Below are 22,020 nucleotides of genomic sequence, written 5' to 3' on the forward strand. Positions count from 1 at the left end.
CCCCATGCTCCCCAGGACCCCGCCCCCGGCACCGTCGAGGGCGCCGAGGGCCGCCGGGCCCCGGGACGGCGAGGCCGCCCCGGGCGGCTACACGCCGCCGTAGGAGTGGAGGCTGTCGAAGAAGATGTTCACGCCGTAGTAGTTGATCAGGAAGCAGAGGAACCCGGCGATGGCCAGGTAGGCGGCCTTCCGCCCCTTCCACCCGGCCGTGGCCCGCGCGTGCAGGTAGCAGGCGAAGGCGACCCAGGTGATGAACGCCCAGACCTCCTTCGGGTCCCAGCCCCAGTACCGGCCCCAGGCGTTCTCCGCCCAGATGGCGCCCGCGATGATCGTGAACGTCCACACCGGGAAGACCGCCGCGTTGATCCGGTAGGCGAACTTGTCCAGCGACACCGACGAGGGCAGCCGTTCCATCACCGAGGCCATCAGCGGCCTGACGGCGGTGCCCGCCGCGACGTTCGCCTCGTACCGGTCCCGCAGCAGGAAGAGGCCGCTGCCGACCGCCCCCACGTAGAACAGGCCGCCGCAGACGATCGCCAGCGGGACGTGGATCCACATCCAGATGGAGTCCAGCGCGGGAACGAGCTGCGCGCTCTCGGTGTAGAGCACGGCGACCGCGAGGCCCAGGTCGAGCAGCACGGTGGTGACGAGCGGCAGGCCGAGCCAGCGCACGTTCATCCGGGCGGCGAGCAGGACCAGGAAGACGCCGGTGACCACCATGGAGAACGCCGTGGAGAACTCGTACATGTTCCCCCAGGGCCCGCGCTCCACCGCCAGCGTGCGGGCGACCACGGCGCTGAAGTGCAGCGCGAACGCCAGCACCGTCAGCGAGATCGCGATCCGCCCGTAGGTGTCGCCCTGGACGTCGCCGCCCGAGGCGCCGGGACCGTCGGGGACCGCGTCGCGGGCGGGCGAGGAGGAGCGGGTGACGACCTTGGGCCGCTCCAGGACGGAGGTGGAGCCGCCCTTGCGGACGATCACCGCCGGAGCCTGGGCCGAGGAGGCGCCGGCCTCGTCCTCGCCTTCCGCCGCCGTCAGCGCCGCCGCGGTGCGGGCGACCTTGCTGCGGCTGCCGAGGATCCACTCGGCGGTGAACGCGAGGAACGCGAGGGCGTAGACGACCATCGACGAGTAGACCAGCGTGTTGCTGAGGTCGGCGAGGCCCTCGCCTACGGCGAGAATCATGGGCGTGCTCCTTCCGCGGCTGCGGATTCGGCGGATTCGGCGGGTTCGGCCGGTGGTTCGGATCCTTCTGGCTGTGCGGATGCTCCGGACGCGCCGGGCCCGGCGGGTTCTTCCGGTGTCCCGGGAGCGGTCGTGGGGTCCTGGGGAACGAGGGGCGCGTCCGGCCGGAGCCCGGCGGCCAGGGCGGCCAGCTCCTCGGGGATCTTCCCGGACTCGGTGCGGCCGAGCGAGGCCATCTCGACCACCGTGCGGCCGTCGTCCCCGGTGAACGCCCGCACCCACACCCGGCGCCGCTGGAGCAGCAGCGAGGCGGCCAGACCCACGACCGCGGAGAGCGAGCTGACCAGCGCCCACATGTTGCCCGACTTGGTGGTGATCTGGAAGCTGGCCCACTGGTCGAGCCGCTCGAAGGTGAGCGTGCCCCTGCCGTCCGGCAGCTCGATGGACTCGCCGGGCAGCAGGTTGAAACGGAGCAGGTCGCCGGACTCGTCCCGCAGCTGCTCCATGTCGGAGGTGTCCAGCTGGTACACGTTCTGCGGCAGCCCGGCGTTGACGCCGAGGTCGCCGTGGAAGGCGTTCAGCGTGAGGACGGGCAGGTCGGGCTCGGGGAACGTGGAGTGCGGGCCGCGCTCGGCGTCGAGGTTGAACGTGGGGCTGAAGAAGCCCTGGAAGCCGAGCTGGTCGGGCTCGCCGTCGGGCCCCGAGTAGGCGCTGACCTTGATCACGCCGGTGGAGGTGAGCGCCTTGTCCTGCGGCAGGAACGGCACGGGCCCGCGGAAGGCGAGGTCGCCCTGCCCGTCGGTGACGCTGATCACGGGCGCGTAGCCGTGGCCGAGCAGGCGCACGCGGGAGTCGCCGATGTGCAGCGGCGAGTTGACCTCGATCGAGCTGTCGCGCTCGGTGCCCTCCTCGTCCCAGTAGGTGACGTCGGCGCGGAACTGGGTGGCGGTGCCCATGTCGATCTCGTCGCGCGAGAAGTTGGAGTGGAACTCGTTGAGCCGGAAGCCGAACGGCTCCAGCTGGTCCACGTCGAACATCGTCCCGGACTCGAAGTCGTCGTACTGGGTGAGGATGTTGGAGAAGCCCTCGCCCTGGACGACGAGCTTGCCGCCCTCGGAGTAGGAGAGGCGGCCCGCGGCGAACGCGACCAGCATCACGATCAGCGCCAGGTGGAACACCAGGTTCCCCACCTCGCGCAGATAGCCCTTCTCGGCCGCCACATGGGCGCCCGCGGGCCCGTCCTCGCGGCGGTCCGCCCGGAAGCGGCGCCGCTTCAGCAGCCGCCGCGCCGCGTCGATGACCTGCTCGGGCTCGGCCTCGGTGCGCCAGGTGGTGTAGGCGGGCATCCGGTTCAGCCGGCGCGGGGCGCGCGGCGGCCTGCCGCGGAGCTGGCCGATGAACTGCCAGGTGCGCGGGACGATGCAGCCGATCAGCGAGATGAACAGCATCAGGTAGATCGCCGAGAACCACACCGACGAGTAGACGTCGAAGAGCTGGAACTTCTCGTAGACGCCGGACAGCGCCTCGTTCCGCGCCCTGAAGTCCTCGGCGAGCGGGGCGTCCACGGTGTCCTGCGGGATGAGCGAGCCGGGGATGGAGGCCAGGGCCAGCAGGAAGAGCAGGATGAGCGCGACCCGCATCGAGGTCAGCTGCCGCCAGAACCAGCGGGCCCAGCCCGCGGTCTCGCGCCCCAGCCAGGCCAGCGCGCCGCGCGCGCCCGGCTCGCGCCGGCCGCCGAACGTCCCGGCGCCCGCGTCGGCGCGCACGCCGGCGGGCCCCTCGACCCCCTCCGTCTCCTCCGCCCCCTCCGTCTCCTCGACGGGCGCGGTGGACAGCCCCGCCAGGGCCCGCGCCTCGTCCGCCCGCTCGTGCGTCTGTGTGTCGTCGGTCATGGCTGTCAGATCCAAACGCTGAAGTCGGCGGACCAGACCTGCATGTCGTACACCAGGTCGGCCCACAGGCCGGTGACGAGCAGGAGCCCCGTGGCGATCAGCATGCCGCCGCCCAGGCGCATCACCCACACATGGTGCCGTTTCACCCAGGCGAACGCGCCCAGGGTCCGGCGGAAGGCGAGCGCGGCGATGATGAACGGCAGGCCGAGGCCCAGGCAGTAGGCGAGGGTGAGCAGCGCCCCGCGCCCCGCGGTGGCCTCGCTGAAGGCGAGGAACTGGACGGCGGCCAGCGTCGGCCCGATGCAGGGCGTCCACCCGATGCCGAAGACGACGCCGAGCATGGGCGCGCCGGCCAGTCCTATCCCCGGCTTGACGTGGAAGCGGAACTCGCGCTGGGTGAGGCGGGGCACGAGGCCGGTGAACGCCAGGCCGAGCAGGATCGTGAGCACGCCGAAGATCCGGGTCAGGAGCTCCTGGTGTTCGAGCAGCTCGTAGCCGACGCCGCCGAACAGCGCGCCGGTGGAGACGAAGACGGCGGAGAACCCGAGCACGAAGAGCAGGGCGCCGAGGAACATCCGGCCGCGCCGTGCCTGTTCGAGATCGGCGCCGCCGACGCCGGTGACATAGGAGAGATAGCCGGGGACGAGGGGCAGCACGCAGGGGGAGAAGAACGACACGAGACCGCCGAGGAGGGCCACCGGCAGGGCCAGCAGCAGCGCTCCGCTCAGGACGGTCTGGTTGTATCCCACGGCCGGCTCACCCCTCGGCGATCACGGGGTCGAGGGCGGCGCGCAGTTCCTCCTCCGTGAGCGCCTTGAGCGCGCGGGCCGCGATCCGTCCCTCGCGGTCGATGATCAGCGTCGAGGGGATGGCCTGGGGGTTGAGGCTGCCACGGGGGAATTCGAGCAGCAGCCGCCCGTCCGGGTCGTACAGGCTCGGGTAGGGCACCTCGTACTCGCGCTCGAACGCCTCCGCGTTCTCCCGGCTGCGGTCCCTGGTGTTGATGCCGATGAACTGGACATCCTGGCCGGCGGTCTCCTCGGCGACCCGCACGAAGTTGTCCGCCTCGGCGATGCAGGGCGGGCACCAGGATCCCCAGATGTTGAGGACGACGACCTGGCCGCGGTAGTCGGAGAGCGCGAGCGTGTCCCCGTCCACCGTCTCGCCCGCGAGCTCCGGCGCCTCGTCGCGGTCGGCCGTGGCGACCCGCGTGATCTCGCCGGTGCCCTGCACGTAGTTGGAGTCCCCGCCGGAGGGACCGGCCTGGTCGCCGGTGCACGCCGTGAGCGCGAGCGCCCCGGCGAGGGCTCCGGTCAGGGCGACGCTGACGCTCCGGAACTGGATCATGTGAAAAGTTTCCCATGCGCCTGGGAACGATCTTCCCCGCCCCCCCGGGGAGCGCTTCCCCGGGGCGGAACCCGCCCGGAGCCGGCCCCGGAGCCGGCCCCGGGGCCCGCCCTCAGGCCCCGAAGCCCTTGGCACCCTTCACCGGCCTCGCACCGGCCCGCAGGTGGACCGGGACCAGGTCGAGCACGGGCTCCGTGTACGTGATCGACACCAGCTCCTCGCCCGCGAATGCGAAGCTCGTCAGCGAGGCGAGCGTGCACTGCCGGTTGCGCGGGTCGTGCCAGAGCTTGCGGCGCTCGGAGAAGCTGCGCAGCACCCAGATGGGCAGCTGGTGGCTGACGGCCACCGCCTCGTGGCCGCGCGCCGCGTCGCGGGCGGCGGCCAGCGCGGCGTTCATCCGGACCACCTGGTCGACATACGGCTCGCCCCATGAGGGGCGGAAGGGGTTGCGCAGCAGCGGCCAGTTGGCGGGCTTGCGCAGGGCGCCGTCGCCGACGCCGAAGGACTTGCCCTCGAACGCGTTGGCCGCCTCGATCAGCCGCTCGTCCGTCGCCACGGCCAGGCCGTGGACCTTGGCGACGGGCTCGGCCGTCTCCCCGGCGCGCTCCAGCGGGGAGGCCACGACATGGGTGATGTCGTGGCCCGCCAGATGCTCCGCGACCCGCTCGGCCATGCGCCGGCCGAGGTCGGAGAGGTGGTAGCCGGGCAGCCGGCCGTAGAGGAGCCCGTCCGGGTTGGCCACCTCGCCGTGCCGCACCACGTGTACGACGGTCCGCTCGCTGCTGCTCATGTCCCTGCCCGCTATCTCGCTCCGACTCAACTCTCGCTCCGCCTCACGACGCACCGGCCTCCGCCTCGGCGGCGGCCCGCGCCGCGGCCGGCAGCGCGGCGGCGATCCGCTCCAGGGCGGCCTCGTCGTGCGCCGTGGAGACGAACCAGGTCTCGAACGCGGACGGCGGAAGGTGGACGCCGCCGTCCAGCATGGCGTGGAAGAACGCCGAGTGGCGGAACGTCTCCTGCGTCCGCGCCGACGCGAAGTCGGTGACCTCCGCCTCGGTGAAGAAGACGGAGAACATGTTGCCCGCCGCGTTGACCCGGTGGGCCACGCCCTCCTTGGCCAGCGCCGCGCTCACCAGGCCGCGCAGCTGGGCGGCGGTGGCGTCGAGCCGGGCGTAGGCGTCGGCGTCGAGCAGCCGCAGCTGCGCCAGGCCCGCCGCGGTGGCCACCGGATTCCCCGCGAGGGTGCCCGCCTGGTAGACGGGCCCGGCCGGGGCGAGCCGGTCCATGACATCCGCGCGCCCGCCGAAGGCCGCGGCGGGGAAGCCGCCGCCCATCACCTTGCCGAACGTGATCAGGTCGGGGGCGACGCCCTCGACGCCGTACCAGCCCTGCCTGCTGACGCGGAAGCCGGTCATGACCTCGTCGGAGATCAGCAGGGCGCCGTGCTCGGCGCACAGGTCGGCCAGCGCCCGCGTGAAGCCCTCGCGCGGCGGCACGACGCCCATGTTGCCCGGCACCGCCTCGGTGATGACACAGGCGATCTCGCCGGAGTGCGCGGCGAAGGCGGCGCGGACCGCGTCCGGATCGTTGTAGGGCAGCACGACCGTCTCGCCCGCCTGCGCGCCGGTGACGCCCGGCGTGTCGGGGAGGCCGAACGTCGCCACGCCGGAGCCGGCCGCGGCCAGCAGCGCGTCCACGTGGCCGTGGTAGCACCCGGCGAACTTGATCACCTTGGAGCGCCCGGTGAACCCGCGGGCCAGGCGGATCGCGGACATGGTCGCCTCGGTGCCCGAGGTCACCAGCCGCACCCGCTCCACGGGCTCCACGCGGCCGGTGATCTCCTCGGCCAGCTCGACCTCGCCCCGCGTGGGCGTGCCGAAGGAGGTGCCGCGCGCCACCGCCGCCTGCACCGCCTCGGTCACGGCGGGGTGGGCGTGGCCGAGAATCATCGGCCCCCAGGAGCACACCAGATCCACGTACTCCCGGCCGTCGGCGTCCGTCAGGTAGGGGCCGGCGCCGGACGCCATGAACCGCGGCGTGCCGCCCACGGCGCCGAAGGCCCGCACCGGTGAGTTCACGCCGCCAGGGGTGACGCGGGCGGCGCGGGCGAAGAGTGTCTGGGACACTGTGGCTTCATAGGATTGAGTCACGCGGTCCATGGTGACATTCGGCCCCTTACAGCTCGGTGTCAGGGCGTTTCACAGCCGTCTGGCGGGGGAGGTGTCTGAAACGATGATCGGGTTGTGCGGCGGGGGTCGCGAGTAGTCAGGTGGTGACATGCAGCGCGGTGGCGAAGTCGGCGAGGGCACCGGGGGCCTCGGTCCAGAGCCCGCGCCGCGCGCGCGTTCCCGGCGGGGACGGCACCGCCGCAAGGCGGAGAACGGGGAGATCGACCTCCGCGGCCGGGGCGGTCGCATGGCCGTGACCTACAAGTACTTCGGGGCGCCCGACGGCGCCACCGCGGCGCGCGTGCCGCTGTCGATGCGCCCCGAGGAGCTCGGCGGCGACGAGCTGGGCCAGGGCATGTTCACCCGCATCAAGCCCGAGACGATGGCCGCCATGGTGCTCACGGGCATCGAGGGGATACCCCTGCACCGGGTGCCGCCGCTGGAGCTGGTCGTCCTCCACCCGGACTACGCCGTAGTGAAATTGCCCACAACCGTCGTGGACCCGCTGCGCGGGGTCGGCGACGAAACGGTCGGCGCCGCCGCGTTCATCTGGTCCACGGTCCCCGACCGCAGCGGGCCGAGCGACGCGTTCGGGGTCTACAAGCTGCTGAACGAGTGGCAGGACTTCTCCCGCCGTCTGCACGAGGCGGGGCACCAGCCCTACTGCCTGGTCTGGCCCTGAGGCCGCGGCCCACCGCGGCGCCCGACTACCTTCCCGGCCGCTCCCTGCGGTAGACATGGTCCCCGGCGACCGGCGTGGCAAGGTCACGCACACACGCGAAGGGGGACCGCAGTGCGGCTCGGGACAACCGCCAGGAGCCTTGTTCTGGCTGTCGCGGCGGTCTGCGGACTGTCCGCCTGCTCCGGCGACCTGGGCGGCGGCGACGACCCCTCGGCCGATCCGCCCGGCGGGGGCGCCAGTTCGGCCCAGCCCGGCAGGTACTCGGGACTGCCCGAGCCCTGTGGCGCGGTGAGCGGCGAGACGCTTCGCGAGCTGCTGCCCGGGGGGGACGACGAGACCTACGCGGGCGAGCCGATGGTGACGTACGACACGGGCCGCCGCGTGGGCTGCGGGTGGCACACCGCCGCCGAGACCGGCACCCACGAGCTCTCCGTGGACCTCCAGCGCGTCATCTCCTACGACCCGGGCGTCAGCGACGACGACCAGGCCGAGCTGGACTTCGAGGAGCGCGCGGCCGACGCGGGCGTCCCGGTGGGCGCCGACGCCCAGGACGGCGTGAACGGCTCCGCCCCGCCGCCGGACGACCCGCTCGCCCCCAGGCCGCTGGACGGCATCGGCGACATCGCCTTCGTCGACGACCGCCTCACCAGCACCAGCCCGGGCGAACGCCGCGACGTGACCGTGGCATTCCGCAATGCGAACGTCCTCGTCACCGTCGCGTACTCGGTCACCACGACCCTGGCGGAACAGGAGCTGGACAGCGGCCAGTTGCAGCAACGGGCCCAGACCGTGGCCCAGCAGCTCGCGGGCGGCTTCGACGGCTGAGCGCGCGCCTGCCCCTGCCCCGCCCTCCGCGGGGCGTACCGTGTCCTGGCAAACATAACCGGTAACTGGAGCGAAGAAACCATGGACCGTCATGCCTCGCGGCCCGTCTCGCGACTCGCGCTGCGCGCCCTGACCTGGGCCGCGCTGCCCGCGCTCCTCGTCGTCGGCTGCACCTCCGACTCCGGTGGGGACACCTCCGACGACGAGGCCCGCGAGGAGACCGCCCCGTCCCCGGAGCCCGTGCGGTTCTCCGCCCTGCCCGACCCGTGCTCCGTGCTCGGCGAGGACACGGTCGGCGAGGCCGTGCCCGAGGCCGACCCGGTCGGGGGCGAGACACTCACCTCGAACGACACCACGACCTCGGGCGCCTGCCTGTGGAGCGGGCTGGACGCGTACCAGTTCCGCTCGCTGACCGTCGCGCTGCGCCGCTTCGAGTCCGATGTGGCCATCGGCAGCGGCGCCGAGCGCGCCGGCGAGTACGTGCGGCAGATGGCCGAGGAGATCAGCGGCGACGAGGCCAACCGGGACGTGGAATCCGCCGACCTGCGCGACACCGGCGACTGGGCCGTCACCCTCGGCTACACCACGACCGTGGAGTCCGAGGAGGAGGGCGAGCAGGACTACCGCCAGCACCGGGTGGTCGTCCAGACCGACAACGTCGTCATCACGCTCGACTACTCGGGCGCCGGGTTCGAGGGCGACGACATGCCGGGCGCCGACTCCGTGAAGGAGACCGCGGAGGCGACGGCCCGCCAGGTCCTCCAGGCGGTGGAGTCCTCGGCGGAGGCCGGGGCGGAAGGCCAGGAGCAGGGGGAGGACCAGGGAGCGGAGGGCGACCCGCCCGCCAGCACCACCGGCGGCGAGTGAGCCGACGGGTCTCCCGAGGGCGACTCCTGAGGGCCCCTCACCCCGCCCCGGATCGGGGCTCAGCGCGTACATGACCCGACAGGTGTGCGAGTCTTAGGCGCGCGAGAGCCTTTGCAGTCGAGTCCGGGAGGGACCGCGGGTGTCCGCGATCAAACTCACACGCTCACACCGCATACTCGTCGGCATCATCCTCGCCGGCGCCGTCGTCATCGCCGCCATCGGCTTCGTCGGCTCCTACGCCGCCGTGCGGGACCTGGCCGAACGCAAGGACTTCGGCGCGTTCTCCCCGTTCTTCCCCATCGGCATCGACGCGGGCATCGTCGTCCTCCTCGCCCTCGACCTGCTGCTGACCTGGCTGCGCATCCCGTTCCCCCTGCTGCGCCAGTGCGCCTGGATGCTGACTGCGGCGACCATCGCGTTCAACGGCGCCTCCGCGTGGGGCGATCCGCTGGCCGTCGCCATGCACGGCATCATCCCCGTCCTCTTCGTCATCACCGTGGAGGCCGCCCGGCACGCGATCGGCCGGGTCGCCGACATCACGGCGGACAAGCACATGGAGGGGGTGCGGATGTGGCGCTGGTTCCTCTCCCCCATCCCCACCTTCAAGCTGTGGCGGCGGATGAAGCTGTGGGAGCTGCGCTCCTACGAGGAGGTCATCGGCATGGAGCGCGACCGCCTCGTCTACCAGGCCAGGCTGCGCGCCGACTACGGGCGCGCGTGGCGGCGCCGCGCGCCGGTCGAGGCCAGGATGCCGCTGAAACTCGCCCGCTACGGCGTCCCCCTCCGCGACACCGCGCCCGCGGGCCTGGCCGCGGCCCGGCTGCCGCCCGCGCTCGCGGGGGGCCCGGCGCTGACCGCGCGCCCGGGTCCCGAGCCGGAACCCGAGCCGGAACCCGAGCCGGAGCAGCAGCCGGAGACGCAGCCGGAGCCGGAGCAACGGCACGAGCCCGCCGCGCACGAGCCGCTCCCCGGGCCGCGGGAGCAGCCCGCCTGGTCCGCGGCCGAGCAGCGGGCGCCCGCACAGCCCGTTCCGCAGCAGCAGATGCCGCGGCCCGAGCCCGTGGAGCGGCAGGAGGAGCCCTGGGCCGAGACCTCCCCGCAGGTGACCGTGCCCGTCAGCCCCGGGCGCCGCCGCTCCCTCGGCAGCGCCCCGGCCAACGGCTACCCCGCCCCGCAGCAGCAACTCCTGGTCGAGCCGCCCCCGGAGGAGCCCGCGCAGCACGAACTCTCCGACGGCGTCTCCCCCGGCGACGCGTACTACCCGGGCTACCGCCGGTACATAGAGGAGAACCACGAGCACCCCAACGCCCGCCAGCTCTCGCGCTTCCTCCACGACCGCTACGGCACCACGGACCCCGACGGATCCCTGCTGAGCGAGCAGTACCTGCGCGAGTTCACCCGGGGCTTCCGGGAGCGCTACAACGGCGAGATGGGCATCGGCGGCTGACCCCGGGCCCCGCCCAAGACCAGCCCAGACCAGACCAGCCCGCCTCAGCCGCCCAGCAGCTTCCGCACCCGGTCGGCGCCCACCGCCAGCAGCAGCGTCGGCAGCCTCGGGCCCGTGTCGCGGCCCACCAGCAGCCGGTACAGAAGCGCGAAGAAGTCACGCTGGGCCGCCTTGAGCTCAGGAGTCGGCTTGGCGTCCAGGGCCAGCCCGGCCCGCATCTTGGGCACCCCGTAGACCAGCGACGTCAGCCCGTCGAGCGACCAGTGGTCCCCGAGCCCGTCCATCAGCAGCCGCAGCGACTGGCGCCGCTCCTCGTCCAGCGAGGCCAGCGCCTCCGTGTCCGGCTCCTCACGCACCCGCGTGCGCTGCTCCTGCGGCATCTGCGTCGCCACCCAGTCCGCCGCCCGGTCCAGGCGCGGCCTGGTCTCGTCCAGCGAGCGGATCGGCCGCTGCGGGTCCAGGTCGCTGAGGATCCGCAGCGTCTGCTCCTCGTCCCCGGTGGTGATGTCCAGGACCGAGGCCAGCATCCGGTAGGGCAACGGCCTGGGCGTCAGCGGCAGTTCGCCCGAGGCGGTGCGCACCGCGCGGCTGTGCGCGGCGGCGTCCCCCGCCTGCGCCGAGCCGTCGGCGACCTTGCGGCCCAGCGCGTCCCACTCGTCGTAGGTGCGCAGGAGCTCGCCGTCGAAGGCGACCTTGAACGCCTGGTTCGGCCGCCGCCTGGCGTACAGCCAGCGCAGGACCGGCGCCTCCATGATCTCCAGGGCCTCGGCCGGGATCGGCACCCCGCCCTTGGAGCTCGACATCTTCGACATGCCGGTGATGCCGACGAACGCGTACATCGGGCCGATCGGGCGCTTCCCCCCGAAGATCTCCGAGACCAGCTGCCCGCCCACGACCCAGGACGACCCCGGCGAGTGGTGGTCCACGCCCGAGGGCTCGAAGACCACGCCCTCGTACGCCCAGCGCATCGGCCAGTCGACCTTCCAGACCAGCTTGCCGCGGTCGTACTCGGAGAGCTTCACGGTCTCCTCGTGGCCGCACACGCACGTGTACCGCAGCTCGGTGGTCTCGTCGTCGTAGGCGACGACCGTGGTCAGGTCGCGCTCGCAGACGCCGCAGTACGGCTTGTACGGGTAGTACCCGGCGCCGCCCTCGCCGCCGTCGTCCTCGGCGGCCGCGCCCGAGCCCTCGACGGCCGCGCGCTCCGCCTCGTCCCCCGTCTCGGGCTCCGGGCCCTGCTGGGCCTGCTTGGTGCGGTACCGCTCCAGCACCGCGTCGATCCGGCGCCGTTCCCGCATGGCGAAGAGGATCTGGTCGCGGTAGGCGCCCGAGGTGTACTTCTCGGTCTGGCTGATGGCGTCGACCTCGATGCCGAGCGCGGCGAGCGCCGCGGTCATCGGCGCCTTGAAGTGCTCGGCCCAGGTCGCGTGCGGGCTGCCGGGCGGCGCGGGAACGGACGTCAGCGGCTTGCCGATGTGCTCGCTCCACGACGCGTCCACCCCGGCCGGAACCTTGCGGAAACGGTCGTAGTCGTCCCACGACAGGATGTGCGTGCAGGGGATCCCCCGCCGCTTGATCTCGTCGGCGACCAGGTGCGGGACCATGACCTCACGCAGGTTGCCCAGGTGGATCGGCCCGGAGGGGCTGAGGCCCGAGGCGCAGACGACCGGTTTGCCCGGGGCGCGGCGCTCCGCCTCGGCGATGACCTCGTCGGCGAGTCGGGAGACCCAGTCGGTCTCCTGGCTGGTCTGAGCCACTGTTCCGCACTTCCTTCTGATGACGGCCGGTTCCGCCATTCTTTCACCGGCGGGGCGGGTCCTCGCACCCGGAATGACCGGGGGCCCCGGTGACCGCCCGCGCCAGCTCGCGCGCCGGCGCGCGGCGCCAGGCGTGCCCCGCGCCGCGGTCGCGCGTCGGGTGGACGCGGTTGGTCAGCAGCACCAGCAGGACCCCGGTGGCGGGGTCGGCGACCAGGCCGGTGCCGGTGAAGCCGGTGTGGCCGAACGCCGTGGGCGAGGCCAACTCGCCCATCCAGTCCGGCTGGTCGAGCTGCCAGCCCAGGCCCCGCGCCGCCGCCCGGCCGAGGCCCGCGTTGTGGTCGGTCAGCATCTCCCCCACCGCGTCCGCGCCCAGCAGCCGCGTGCCGCCGTACCGGCCGCCGTTCAGCAGCGCCTGTGCGAGCACCGCCAGGTCGTGGGCGGTGGAGAAGATCCCGGCGTGCCCGGCGACGCCGCCCAGGTGGTACGCCGTCTCGTCGTGGACGGTGCCGCGCACCACGCCGCGGCCCGTCCAGGGCTGGTACTCGGTGGCCGCGATCCGCCCCAGCCGCTCGGGCGGCGGCCGGTAGCCCGTGTCGTTCAGCGCGAGCGGCCCGGTGACCAACTCGGCGACCAGCGCGTCCAGCGGGCGGCCCGCCGCCTCCTCGGCCGCCGCGCCGAGCGCGATCAGCCCCACGTCGGAGTACCGGTGGACCGGTGGTTCCGGGGCGCCCGCCGCTCCGGGCGTCCCGGCGGCGAGCGCGGTGACCGCGGCGAGCCGCGCCGCCCGGTCGGGCAGGCCACCGAGGTCGGCCTCGGGCGGCAGCCCGGCGGTGTGGGCGAGCAGCCGCCGCGGCGTGAGCGGCGGGAAGCCCGGCAGGTGACGGGTCACCGGCGCGTCCAGGTCGAGCACGCCGCGCTCGGCCAGGGCCACCACCACGACGGCGGTGAACAGCTTGGTCAGCGACGCCACGTCGAACACCGTGTCCCGCGCCATCGGGGTCCGCTCGGCCGCCGGCAGCGGAACGGGGCGCCCGTCGCGCGCCCCCGGCGCGACGGCGTGCGCCACGGCCCAGCCGCGCGCCGCGTGCTCCACGATCACCCCGTTCCGCGCCGCGAGCAGCACGAACCCCGGGTAGGCGGCGTCCTGCCCGGTGAGGAACGTCTCGGCCGCGGGCACGATCCGTGCCACCCGCGCCGGGTCGAGGCCCGCCTCCTCGGGGGAGCCGTACCGCAGCGTCCGCGGGAGCGCTTCGCTCACCGCCTGCGGTGCACCTTGTAGTTGGACGCCTGGGCGCGCGGCCTGATCACCAGCAAGTCCACGTTGACGTGCGCGGGGCGGGTGACCGTCCAGACGATGGTCTGCGCGATGTCGTCCGCGGTCAGCGGCTCGTCGACACCCTCGTAGACCTTGGCCGCCTTCGCCGCGTCGCCCCGGAAGCGGGTGAGCGCGAACTCGTCGGTGTGCACCATCCCCGGCGCGATCTCGATGACCCGGACCGGCTCGCCGACGATCTCCAGGCGCAGCGTCTGCGCCAGCGCGTGCGAGCCGTGCTTGGCGGCCACGTAGCCGCCGCCGCCCTCGTAGGTGCCGTGCCCGGCCGTGGAGGAGACCACCAGCACGGTCCCGTTCCCCGAGTCGATCAGCTTCGGAAGCAGCGCCTGCGTCATCTGGAGCGTGCCGATCACGTTCGACTCGAACATGGTCCGCCAGTCGGCCGGGTTCGCCTCGGCGACCGTCTCCATGCCGATCGCGCCGCCCGCGTTGTTGATGAGGACGTCGCAGCGGTCCAGACCGGCGGCGAACGCGTCCACCGCGGCCGGGTCGGTGATGTCGAACGCGTGCGGGACCACCTCGTGCCCGGCCGTGCCGAGGTCCGCGGCGAGCTCCGCCAGCCGGGACTCCCTGCGGGCGGTGATCACCACCCGGTACCCGGCCTCGGCGAGCCGTTTCGCGGTGGCCTCGCCGATTCCGCTGCTCGCCCCCGTGATGACGGCGGTGGGCCTGCTGGTCACATGTGCCTCCTGCGTTCCTCGTCGGCCGTCGGCTTCCGCGCGGCACCTCCATGATGACGGCGCCACCGGCCGGGCGGACGAGGACCCCCATCGCCCACGCGAGGGACCCCGGCACCGACGGCGCCGGGGAACGCCCCGGGGTCAGCGGCCGTCCCGCCCCCACCGCCGCGCGAACTCGGTGGCCCAGTACGTCAGGACGAGGTCCGCGCCGGCCCGCTTGAACGAGGTCAGCGTCTCCTCGATCGCCCGCTCCCGGTCCAGCCAGCCGCGCTCGGCGGCGGCCTCGACCATCGCGTACTCGCCGGAGATCTGGTACGCCGCCACCGGCACCGGCGAGGCGTCCGCGATCTGCCGGAGGATGTCCAGATAGGGCAGTCCCGGCTTCACCATCACCAGGTCGGCGCCCTCGGCCAGGTCGAGCGCCAGCTCCCGCAGCGCCTCCCTGGCGTTGGGCGGGTCCTGCTGGTACGCCTTGCGGTCGCCGGTCAGCGAGGAGTTGACCGCCTCGCGGAACGGGCCGTAGAACGCCGACGCGTACTTCACCGTGTACGCCAGCAGCGACACGTCCCGGTGCCCCGCCGCGTCCAGCGCCGCCCGCACATGCCCGACCTGGCCGTCCATCATGCCGCTGGGACCCAGCACCTGGGCCCCCGCCTCGGCCTGCACGAGGGCCATCTCGGCGTACCGCGCCAGGGTCGCGTCGTTGTCCACCTCACCGCGCGCGTCCAGCACGCCGCAGTGCCCGTGGTCGGTGACCTCGTCCAGGCACAGGTCGCTCATCACCACCAGCGCGTCCCCCGTCTCGGCGCGGACCGCCCGCAGCCCGCGCTGGAGGATCCCGTCCGGGTCGGTGCCGGGCGAGCCGACGGCGTCCTTCTTCTCCTCCTCCGGCACGCCGAACAGCATGATCCCGGCGACCCCGGCCTCGGCCGCCTCCCCGGCGGCCTTGCGCAGCGAGTCGAGCGAGTGCTGCACGACGCCGGGCATCGTGGCGATGGGCACCGGCTCGCCGACGCCCTCCCGCACGAACGCGGGCAGGATCAGGTCCGCCGGGTGCACCCGGTGCTCGGCCACCATGCGCCGCATGGCCGGTGTGGTGCGCAGCCTCCGGGGCCGCACCGTGGGGAAGCTCCCCGCTCGCTCGATCACGGCGTCCGCGCCCTCCTGCGCTGCGGCCGCTTCTCGCTCGGCCGCTTCAGCGCCTCTCCCGCGCCGAGCGCCGCCGCCCGCCGCTCCGCCCCGAACTGTGCCAGCGCCTCGGCCAGCTTGTGCACCGAGGGCTCGGGCGCCATGACGTCGACGCGCAGCCCGTGCTCCTCCGCCGTCCGCGCGGTGGCGGGACCGATGCAGGCGATCACCGTCACGTTGTGCGGCTTGCCCGCGATGCCCACCAGATTCCGCACGGTGGAGGAGGAGGTGAACAGCACGGCGTCGAAGCCGCCGCCCTTGATCGCCTCGCGGGTGGTGGCGGGCGGCGGCGAGGCGCGCACCGTCCGGTAGGCGGTCACGTCGTCCACCTCCCAGCCCAGCTCGACGAGGCCGGCCACCAGCGTCTCGGTCGCGATGTCCGCCCGGGGAAGGAAGACCCGGTCGATCGGATCGAAGACCGGGTCGTAGGGCGGCCAGTCCTCCAGCAGGCCGGCGGCCGACTGCTCGCCGCTCGGCACCAGGTCGGGGCGGACGCCGAACCTCAGCAGGGCGCGGGCCGTCTGCTCGCCCACCGCCGCGACCTTGATCCCGGCGAACGCCCGCGCGTCCAGGCCGTACTCCTCGAACTTCTCCCTGATGGCGCGGACCGCGTTGACCGAGGTGAACGCGATCCACTCGTACCGCCCGGTCACCAGGCCCTTGACCGCGCGGTCCATCTGCTGCGGGGTGCGCGGCGGCTCCACGGCGATGGTCGGCACCTCGCTGGGCACCGCGCCGTAGGAGCGCAGCTGCTCCGAGAGGGACGCCGCCTGCTCCTTGGTCCTGGGCACCAGCACCTTCCAGCCGAACAGCGGCTTGGACTCGAACCAGGCCAGCTGCTCGCGCTGGGCGGGCGCGCTGCGTTCGCCGACAACGGCTATCACGGGCCGGTCGCCCTCGCCGGTGGGCAGCACCTTGGCGGACTTCAGGGTCCGTTCGACGGTGCCCAGCGTCGCCGTCCAGGTGCGCTGCCTGGTGGTGGTGCCCGCGACGGTAACCGACAGGGGCGTGTCCGGCTTGCGGCCCGCGGCGATCAGGCGGCCCGCCGTGACGGCGACCGCCTCCAGCGTGGTGGAGACCACGACCGTCGCGTCGCTCGCGCCGACCTCGGTCCAGCACCGGTCGTCGGCGGTCGGCCCGTTGACGAAGCGCACGTCGCCGCCCTCGGGGTCGCGCAACGGCACCCCCGCGTAGGCGGCCACGCCCACCGCGTGGGCGATGCCGGGCACGACCTCGAACGTGATGCCCTCGGCGGCCAGCGCCAGCATGTCGGTGGTGGTGTCGGTGTCCATGCCGGGGTCGCCCGCGACCGCACGGACCACCCGCTTGCCGCGGCGCGCGGCCCGCATGACAAGATCGGCGATGTCGTCGGGCGTGGCGGGGCCGCCCCGCTCAGGGGCCGCCCCGGACGCGGCGGACGCCTCGCCCCCGCGCTGGAGCGGGGTGTCGGTGCCCGGTCTGATGTGACCGCTCACCACGTCGTACGCCTCGGGGTCGGCGATGAGCACATCGGCCTGCGCCAGCACGTCGACGGCGCGCAACGTCAGCAGACCCGGGTCACCGGGTCCCGCCCCGAGGAAGGTGACGTGTCCGTAGGAGGTGCCGGACGGCTGGGCGCGTGCGGCGGGCGTGGGGTGTGTGGTGGTGGGGCTCAATGTGCTCGCTCCCCCATTAGACCGGCCGCGCCCTTGGCGAGCATCTCATCGGCGAGCTCGCGGCCCATGGCCGCCGCCTCGTCGGCGGTCCCCGGTACGGGGCCGGTGGTGGACAGCTGCACCAGTGCGGACCCGTCGATGGTGCCGACGGCGCCGCGCAGGCGCATTTCGGTGACGGTCTGCCCGTCTTCCAGCAGGTCGGCGTACGCGCCCACCGGGGCGCTGCAACCGGCCTCCAAGGCGGCGAGCAGACTGCGCTCGGCGGTCACGGCGACCCGGGTGTGCGGGTCGTCGAGCTCTCCGAGCCGGGCGGTGAGTGCCGCGTTCGACGCGGCGCACTCGACCGCCAGCGCCCCCTGGCCGGGGGCGGGCAGGACGATGTCCGGGGGAAGCAGGTCGGTGACCTCCTCGGCCCGGCCGATGCGTTGCAGCCCGGCGGCGGCGAGCACGACGGCGTCGAGCTCTCCGTCGCGGACGTACCCGATCCGGGTGTCGACATTCCCTCTGATCGCAACCGTTTCGATCTCGCAACCGAGCGCTCTGGCCCACGCGTTCAGCTGGGCCGCTCTCCGGGGTGACCCGGTGCCGATCCTGGGCCGCCGGCCGGAGGCGGCGAGCTGGTCGAACGCCAGCCCGTCGCGGGCGACCAGCGCGTCCCTGGCGTCGGCCCGCCGGGGCACGGCGGCCAGCGCCAGCTCGGGTGGCTGGGTGGTGGGCAGGTCCTTGAGCGAGTGCACGGCGAAGTCGATCTCGCCGGCGAGCAGCGCCTCACGCAGGGCGGTGGCGAACACGCCGGTGCCGCCGATCCGCGCCAGCGCCTCGCGGGAGACGTCCCCGTAGGTGGTGATCTCCACCAGCTCGACCGGGAGCCCGGTCAGCCGGGTGACCTGCTCGGCTACGCCGCCGGACTGCGCCATGGCGAGCCGGCTGCGCCGCGTACCGAGCCGCAGGGCATTCATGACCGCTCCTGTTCGGAATCGCGGACGGCGGAGACCGTCCGCGGGTCGAGGTCGAAAAGCTGACGCAGGGCGGCAGCGTAGTGGTCGCCGCCCGGCTCGCCCGCCAGCTCCTTGACGCGCACGGTCGGCGCGTGCAGCAGCTTGTCGACGACCCGGCGCACGGTCCTGGTGATCTCGGCCCGCTCCTTGTCGTCGAGGTCGGGCAGCCGCCCGTGCAGCCGGGCCAGTTCGGCGGCGACCACGTCGGACGCCATGTCCCGCAGCGCGACGACGGTGGGGGTGATGTGGGCGGCCCGGCGGGCGGCGCCCAGGGCCGCCGCCTCCTCGGCGACGATCCGGCGCACCGCGTCCACGTCGGCGGCCATCGGGGCGTCGGCCGAGGCGACGGCCAGGGATTCGATGTCGGTGAGCCTGACCCCGGGCAGGGCGTGCACGGCGGAGTCCACGTCGCGCGGCATGGCGAGGTCGAGGACGGCCAGCGGGTCGCCCGCGCCGCGGAGCCTGTGGCGCTCCCGCAGGGCGGAGGAGACGGCGTCGGCCGTGAGCACGAGCCCGGTGGCGCCGGTGCAGGAGACCACGACGTCGGCCAGGGCCAGCTCGGCGGCGATGGAGATCGCGTTGATCGGAACGGCCCTGGCCCGCGGGCCCTCCTCGGCGAGCCCGGCGGCCAGCCGCTCGGCACGCTCCAGCGTCCGGTTGGCGATCACCAGTTCGGCGACGCCGGTGCGGGCCAGCGTGGCGGCGGCCAGCGAGGACATCGAGCCCGCGCCGATCACCAGGGCCCGCCGGCCGCGCAGCCAGCCGCCGACCTCGTTCCTCCCGGCGAGCTGCTCCAGGCCGAACGTGACGAGCGACTGCCCGGCCCGGTCGATCCCGGTCTCGCTGTGCGCTCGCTTGCCGACGCGCAGGGCCTGCTGGAACAGCTCGTTCAGCAGGCGGCCCGCGGCGTGCTCGTCCTGGGCGTGGGCCAGCGCCGCCTTGATCTGGCCGAGGATCTGCCCCTCGCCCACCACCATCGAGTCCAGGCCGCAGGCGACGGAGAACAGGTGGCGGACGGCCCGGTCCTCGTGGTGCGCGTAGAGATACGGCTTGAGCTCGTCCAGGCCCACGCCGCTGTGCCGGGCCAGCAGCCCGGAGAGCTCGGAGACGCCCGCGTGGAAACGGTCCACCTCGGCGTAGAGCTCGATCCGGTTGCACGTGGAGAGCACCGCGGCCTCGGCCACCGCCGCCCCGTCGACGACGGGGCTCGCCCCGTCCAGCACCTCCCGCAGCAGCGTGCCGCGGACATCGGGCGCGAGCGCGGCGCGCTCCAGCAGGGAGACGGGCGCGCTGCGGTGGCTGAGTCCGACCACGAGCAGGGTCATGCGGGCATCACCGCCGGGATGTCACCCTCGGGGCCCTGGTCACCCGGCTCCTCCTCGGCCTGCCCGGCGGCGCCGTTCCTCGCGAGCTCGTCGGTGGCCTTGCGCTGCTCGTGGAAGGCGAGGATCTGGAGCTCGATCGACAGGTCCACCTTGCGCACGTCCACGCCCTCGGGCACGGAGAGCACGGTGGGCGCGAAGTTGAGGATGGAGGTGATCCCGGCGCCGACCAGCCGGTCGCAGACCTGCTGCGCGGCGCTGCCCGGGGTGGTGATGACGCCGATGGAGACCCCGTTGGTGCGGATGATCGTCTCCAGGTCGTCCACGTGCTGCACGGAGATGCCCGCGACCTGCGTGCCGGTCATCGAGGCGTCCGCGTCGATGAGGGCGGCCACCCGGAAGCCGCGGGAGGCGAATCCGCCGTAGTTGGCGAGGGCGGCGCCCAGGTTTCCGATGCCGACGATCACCACGGGCCAGTCCTGGGTGAGCCCGAGTTCGCGCGAGATCTGGTACACGAGATACTCGACGTCGTACCCGACGCCGCGGGTGCCGTAGCTGCCGAGATAGGAGAAGTCCTTGCGCAGCTTCGCCGAGTTGACCCCGGCCGCGCCGGCGAGCTCCTCGGAGGAGACCGTGGGCACCGAGCGCTCGGAGAGCACGGTCAGCGCCCGCAGATACAACGGAAGCCGGGCGACGGTCGCCTCGGGGATCCCCCGGCTACGGGTCGCCGGTCGGTGGTTTCGGCCAGTTGCCACGGTGCTCCTGCCGTTCGGGCCAAGCGGAGGTCGGCTGTGCGCGGCGCATACGCCGGGACCGCTCCGTCGTGCCCAGGCTATGTCTTTGTGAACGCGTGCACAAAGATGGTGTCCGTTTTGTCCGCCCAAAGTGACCGGTGCCACATGCAACAACAAGGACACCCGGTCACGCTCCTCACGTATGCACCCTCGCGCGGAAAAAACGACCTCGTATCGTAATCCACGACGGGTCAAGCTCCCAACGCCCGCTTGAGGCGCCCCGCGTCCACCCGCCAGAAGTCGTGCTGCGCGCCGTCCACCAGCACGACCGGGATCTGCTCCCAGTAACGCCGGTGCAGCTCCTCGTCGCGGGTGATGTCCTTCTCCTCCCACACGGCGCCCACCTCGGCACACACCGCCGCGACCACCTCGCGGGCGTCGTCGCACAGATGGCAGCCCGGCTTGCCGATCAGCGTCACCAGGCGATCGCGGTCCCTGCCGCGCGGGTGGAGCAACGGAGTCATGCCGCCCATTGTGCCCCGGGTCGCAACCCCCGGGTCACGCCCGCGCAACCGGGATCCCGCCCGGCACTGGCTATGCTCTGGGCATGGCCAGGTCTCGATCCTCCGAACGTTCTTCCGGGCGTTCCCCCGAGCCCGAATCGCCCGTGGCCAGGCCCCGGCTGGCCTGGCTGACCTCGCGTCGACGCGCGGTGACCGAGCGAAGCAGACTCGCGGGCGAGGCCGCGGCCGAGGCGGCCATCCAGACCGTGTCCGAGCCGGAGTTCCCCGCCAGGGGCGACTCGAAGGCGGCCGCGTTCTTCGACCTGGACAACACCGTGATGCAGGGCGCCGCGATCTTCCACCTGGGCCGCGGCCTGTACAAGCGGAAGTTCTTCCAGAAGCGCGAACTGCTCAAGTTCGCCTGGCAGCAGGCGTACTTCCGGCTGGCGGGCGCGGAGAACGCCGGTCACATGGAGGACGCCAGGGACAGCGCGCTGTCGATCGTGCGCGGCCACCGGGTCGCCGAGCTCACGGAGATCGGCGAGGAGATCTACGACGAGTACATGGCCGGCCGGATCTGGCCGGGCACCAGGGCACTCGCCCAGGCCCACCTGGACGCGGGCCAGCGCGTCTGGCTCGTCACCGCGGCCCCCGTCGAGACGGCCGCGATCATCGCGCGCCGCCTCGGACTCACCGGCGCCCTGGGCACGGTCGCGGAGTCGGTGGGCGGCGTCTACACCGGCAGGCTGGTCGGCGAACCCCTGCACGGCCCGGCCAAGGCCGTGGCCGTCGAGGCGCTGGCCGGGGCCGAGGACCTGGACCTGGAGCGCTGCGCCGCCTACAGCGACTCGGCCAACGACATCCCGCTGCTCTCGCTTGTCGGTTATCCCTACGCGATCAATCCCGACCGCAGGCTGCGGGCCCACGCCAGGGAAATGGGCTGGCGGCTGCGCGACTACCGCACGGGCCGCAAGGCGGTCAGGATCGGCGTGCCCGCGGCGGCCGGCGCGGGCGCCGTCGCTGGTGGGGCCGTTGCGGCCGTCGCCCTCCAGCGCCGCCGCCGATAACCGCGGCACCCCCTGCCCAGACACCCCCACCGATCAAACTCGGTCAAAGTGTGCGCAGATGAGATCACCATCTGATCAGCAACCCCGTAGCGTTTGCGTGGCGCGATGAACACAACCCGTAACTCTTCAAACCTAATCGGCGATTTCCGCAACTAGGCGTAGCGTCCTCTGCACGAAGCGTTATCCTCCTCAGACGCATGTGACGGATCCGCCACTGCACGTGTTGGAAGCTCTGCCTCTGGGAGTCCCGTGTACCCACACGTCGGGGTTGACGCCTCGGGCCTGGCTACGCTGCGCACGACGGTCGCCGACCGGCTGCGCACCCTCGTCCCCTCCGCGTACGCCGCCCCCACCCTCGCCACACCTG

General features: G+C 73.3%; 20 protein-coding genes and 1 pseudogene. 6 read left to right on the forward strand and 15 right to left on the reverse strand.

From position 1 onward, the window contains the following. Positions 1-87: 87 nt before the first annotated feature. From ccsB to hemL, 6 genes are all read right to left on the reverse strand, one after another. On the reverse strand, positions 88-1,185 hold the full coding sequence (ccsB, locus tag ADY01_RS14880) for a c-type cytochrome biogenesis protein CcsB (RefSeq protein WP_049572271.1): 1,098 nt from the start codon (positions 1,183-1,185) through the stop codon (positions 88-90). Beyond that, positions 1,182-3,077: a cytochrome c biogenesis protein ResB gene (gene resB / locus ADY01_RS14885; RefSeq protein ID WP_049572274.1), complete on the reverse strand. Its 1,896-nt coding sequence runs from the start codon at positions 3,075-3,077 to the stop codon at positions 1,182-1,184. Before resB ends, ccsB begins: the two co-directional genes overlap by 4 nt. A gap of 5 nt (positions 3,078-3,082) precedes the next feature. After that, a complete protein-coding gene (locus tag ADY01_RS14890) occupies positions 3,083-3,826 on the reverse strand; it encodes a cytochrome c biogenesis CcdA family protein (protein ID WP_049572278.1) in 744 nt (247 codons plus the stop codon). Positions 3,827-3,833: 7 nt separating this feature from the next. Next, complete coding sequence (locus ADY01_RS14895; RefSeq protein ID WP_049572281.1) at positions 3,834-4,424, reverse strand: TlpA family protein disulfide reductase; 591 nt, start codon at positions 4,422-4,424, stop codon at positions 3,834-3,836. A gap of 112 nt (positions 4,425-4,536) precedes the next feature. Further along, the gene (locus ADY01_RS14900) at positions 4,537-5,214 is read right to left on the reverse strand and encodes a histidine phosphatase family protein (RefSeq protein WP_199826235.1); all 678 of its coding nucleotides are present in this window, start codon (positions 5,212-5,214) and stop codon (positions 4,537-4,539) included. Positions 5,215-5,257: 43 nt separating this feature from the next. Then, on the reverse strand, positions 5,258-6,583 hold the full coding sequence (gene hemL, locus ADY01_RS14905) for a glutamate-1-semialdehyde 2,1-aminomutase (protein WP_049572283.1): 1,326 nt from the start codon (positions 6,581-6,583) through the stop codon (positions 5,258-5,260). 118 nt (positions 6,584-6,701) lie between these two features. Between hemL and ADY01_RS14910 the strand changes: the two genes are divergently transcribed. The 4 genes from ADY01_RS14910 to ADY01_RS14925 all read left to right on the forward strand — a co-directional run bounded on the left by ADY01_RS14910 (position 6,702) and on the right by ADY01_RS14925 (position 10,413). Next, the gene (locus ADY01_RS14910) at positions 6,702-7,274 is read left to right on the forward strand and encodes a hypothetical protein (RefSeq protein ID WP_078900319.1); all 573 of its coding nucleotides are present in this window, start codon (positions 6,702-6,704) and stop codon (positions 7,272-7,274) included. Positions 7,275-7,385: 111 nt separating this feature from the next. Next, positions 7,386-8,099, forward strand: coding sequence for a hypothetical protein (locus tag ADY01_RS14915; protein WP_049572286.1), 714 nt, complete (start codon positions 7,386-7,388; stop codon positions 8,097-8,099). Between the two features lie 81 nt (positions 8,100-8,180). After that, positions 8,181-8,966, forward strand: coding sequence for a hypothetical protein (locus ADY01_RS14920; protein ID WP_049572288.1), 786 nt, complete (start codon positions 8,181-8,183; stop codon positions 8,964-8,966). A gap of 139 nt (positions 8,967-9,105) precedes the next feature. Beyond that, on the forward strand, positions 9,106-10,413 hold the full coding sequence (locus ADY01_RS14925; RefSeq protein ID WP_049572291.1) for a DUF2637 domain-containing protein: 1,308 nt from the start codon (positions 9,106-9,108) through the stop codon (positions 10,411-10,413). 44 nt (positions 10,414-10,457) lie between these two features. Here ADY01_RS14925 and lysS read toward each other — a convergent pair whose 3' ends face one another. The 9 genes from lysS to ADY01_RS14970 form a co-directional block, all read right to left on the reverse strand. After that, complete coding sequence (gene lysS / locus ADY01_RS14930) at positions 10,458-12,170, reverse strand: lysine--tRNA ligase (protein ID WP_049572293.1); 1,713 nt, start codon at positions 12,168-12,170, stop codon at positions 10,458-10,460. Between the two features lie 43 nt (positions 12,171-12,213). Further along, entirely contained in the window at positions 12,214-13,431 is a 1,218-nt protein-coding gene (locus ADY01_RS14935) for a serine hydrolase domain-containing protein (protein WP_053170857.1), read from the reverse strand. Continuing rightward, positions 13,428-14,186 (reverse strand): SDR family NAD(P)-dependent oxidoreductase, encoded by a 759-nt coding sequence (locus ADY01_RS14940; RefSeq protein ID WP_049572296.1) that lies wholly within the window; start codon positions 14,184-14,186, stop codon positions 13,428-13,430. Before ADY01_RS14940 ends, ADY01_RS14935 begins: the two co-directional genes overlap by 4 nt. 141 nt (positions 14,187-14,327) lie before the next feature. Beyond that, entirely contained in the window at positions 14,328-15,332 is a 1,005-nt protein-coding gene (gene hemB / locus ADY01_RS14945) for a porphobilinogen synthase (protein ID WP_049572320.1), read from the reverse strand. Beyond that, the gene (locus tag ADY01_RS14950; protein WP_049572299.1) at positions 15,332-17,029 is read right to left on the reverse strand and encodes a uroporphyrinogen-III synthase; all 1,698 of its coding nucleotides are present in this window, start codon (positions 17,027-17,029) and stop codon (positions 15,332-15,334) included. The genes hemB and ADY01_RS14950 overlap by 1 nt, the downstream gene beginning before the upstream one ends. Beyond that, positions 17,026-17,988, reverse strand: a complete 963-nt coding sequence (gene hemC / locus ADY01_RS14955; RefSeq protein ID WP_049572302.1) for a hydroxymethylbilane synthase — start codon at positions 17,986-17,988, stop codon at positions 17,026-17,028. The genes ADY01_RS14950 and hemC overlap by 4 nt, the downstream gene beginning before the upstream one ends. After that, entirely contained in the window at positions 17,985-19,352 is a 1,368-nt protein-coding gene (locus ADY01_RS14960; RefSeq protein ID WP_049572305.1) for a glutamyl-tRNA reductase, read from the reverse strand. Before ADY01_RS14960 ends, hemC begins: the two co-directional genes overlap by 4 nt. Beyond that, on the reverse strand, positions 19,349-20,104 hold the full coding sequence (locus ADY01_RS14965; RefSeq protein ID WP_049572308.1) for a redox-sensing transcriptional repressor Rex: 756 nt from the start codon (positions 20,102-20,104) through the stop codon (positions 19,349-19,351). Before ADY01_RS14965 ends, ADY01_RS14960 begins: the two co-directional genes overlap by 4 nt. A 230-nt stretch (positions 20,105-20,334) precedes the next feature. Next, on the reverse strand, positions 20,335-20,616 hold the full coding sequence (locus ADY01_RS14970; protein WP_420715713.1) for a glutaredoxin family protein: 282 nt from the start codon (positions 20,614-20,616) through the stop codon (positions 20,335-20,337). A 74-nt stretch (positions 20,617-20,690) separates the two neighbouring features. Between ADY01_RS14970 and ADY01_RS14975 the strand changes: the two genes are divergently transcribed. Both ADY01_RS14975 and ADY01_RS40570 read left to right on the forward strand, forming a co-directional pair. Then, positions 20,691-21,653 (forward strand): HAD-IB family hydrolase, encoded by a 963-nt coding sequence (locus tag ADY01_RS14975; RefSeq protein ID WP_078900320.1) that lies wholly within the window; start codon positions 20,691-20,693, stop codon positions 21,651-21,653. A gap of 249 nt (positions 21,654-21,902) precedes the next feature. After that, positions 21,903-22,020 (forward strand): annotated as a pseudogene (locus ADY01_RS40570) (RNA polymerase subunit sigma-24); the annotation flags it as partial.

It is taken from the genome of Streptomyces sp. SBT349, from assembly GCF_001083795.1.
GTDB lineage: Bacteria > Actinomycetota > Actinomycetes > Streptomycetales > Streptomycetaceae > Streptomyces.

What these genes read in the sequence shown, in the direction of transcription:
- ADY01_RS14960 (WP_049572305.1), bottom strand. Translation starts at nt 19,352, where the DNA reads ATGACCCTGCTCGTGGTCGGACTCAGCCACCGCAGCGCGCCCGTCTCC.
- hemL (WP_049572283.1), bottom strand. Translation starts at nt 6,583, where the DNA reads ATGGACCGCGTGACTCAATCCTATGAAGCCACAGTGTCCCAGACACTC.
- ADY01_RS14900 (WP_199826235.1), bottom strand. Translation starts at nt 5,214, where the DNA reads ATGAGCAGCAGCGAGCGGACCGTCGTACACGTGGTGCGGCACGGCGAG.
- hemC (WP_049572302.1), bottom strand. Translation starts at nt 17,988, where the DNA reads ATGAATGCCCTGCGGCTCGGTACGCGGCGCAGCCGGCTCGCCATGGCG.
- ADY01_RS14975 (WP_078900320.1), top strand. Translation starts at nt 20,691, where the DNA reads ATGGCCAGGTCTCGATCCTCCGAACGTTCTTCCGGGCGTTCCCCCGAG.
- ADY01_RS14895 (WP_049572281.1), bottom strand. Translation starts at nt 4,424, where the DNA reads ATGATCCAGTTCCGGAGCGTCAGCGTCGCCCTGACCGGAGCCCTCGCC.
- ccsB (WP_049572271.1), bottom strand. Translation starts at nt 1,185, where the DNA reads ATGATTCTCGCCGTAGGCGAGGGCCTCGCCGACCTCAGCAACACGCTG.
- ADY01_RS14920 (WP_049572288.1), top strand. Translation starts at nt 8,181, where the DNA reads ATGGACCGTCATGCCTCGCGGCCCGTCTCGCGACTCGCGCTGCGCGCC.
- ADY01_RS14970 (WP_420715713.1), bottom strand. Translation starts at nt 20,616, where the DNA reads ATGGGCGGCATGACTCCGTTGCTCCACCCGCGCGGCAGGGACCGCGAT.
- ADY01_RS14910 (WP_078900319.1), top strand. Translation starts at nt 6,702, where the DNA reads ATGCAGCGCGGTGGCGAAGTCGGCGAGGGCACCGGGGGCCTCGGTCCA.
- resB (WP_049572274.1), bottom strand. Translation starts at nt 3,077, where the DNA reads ATGACCGACGACACACAGACGCACGAGCGGGCGGACGAGGCGCGGGCC.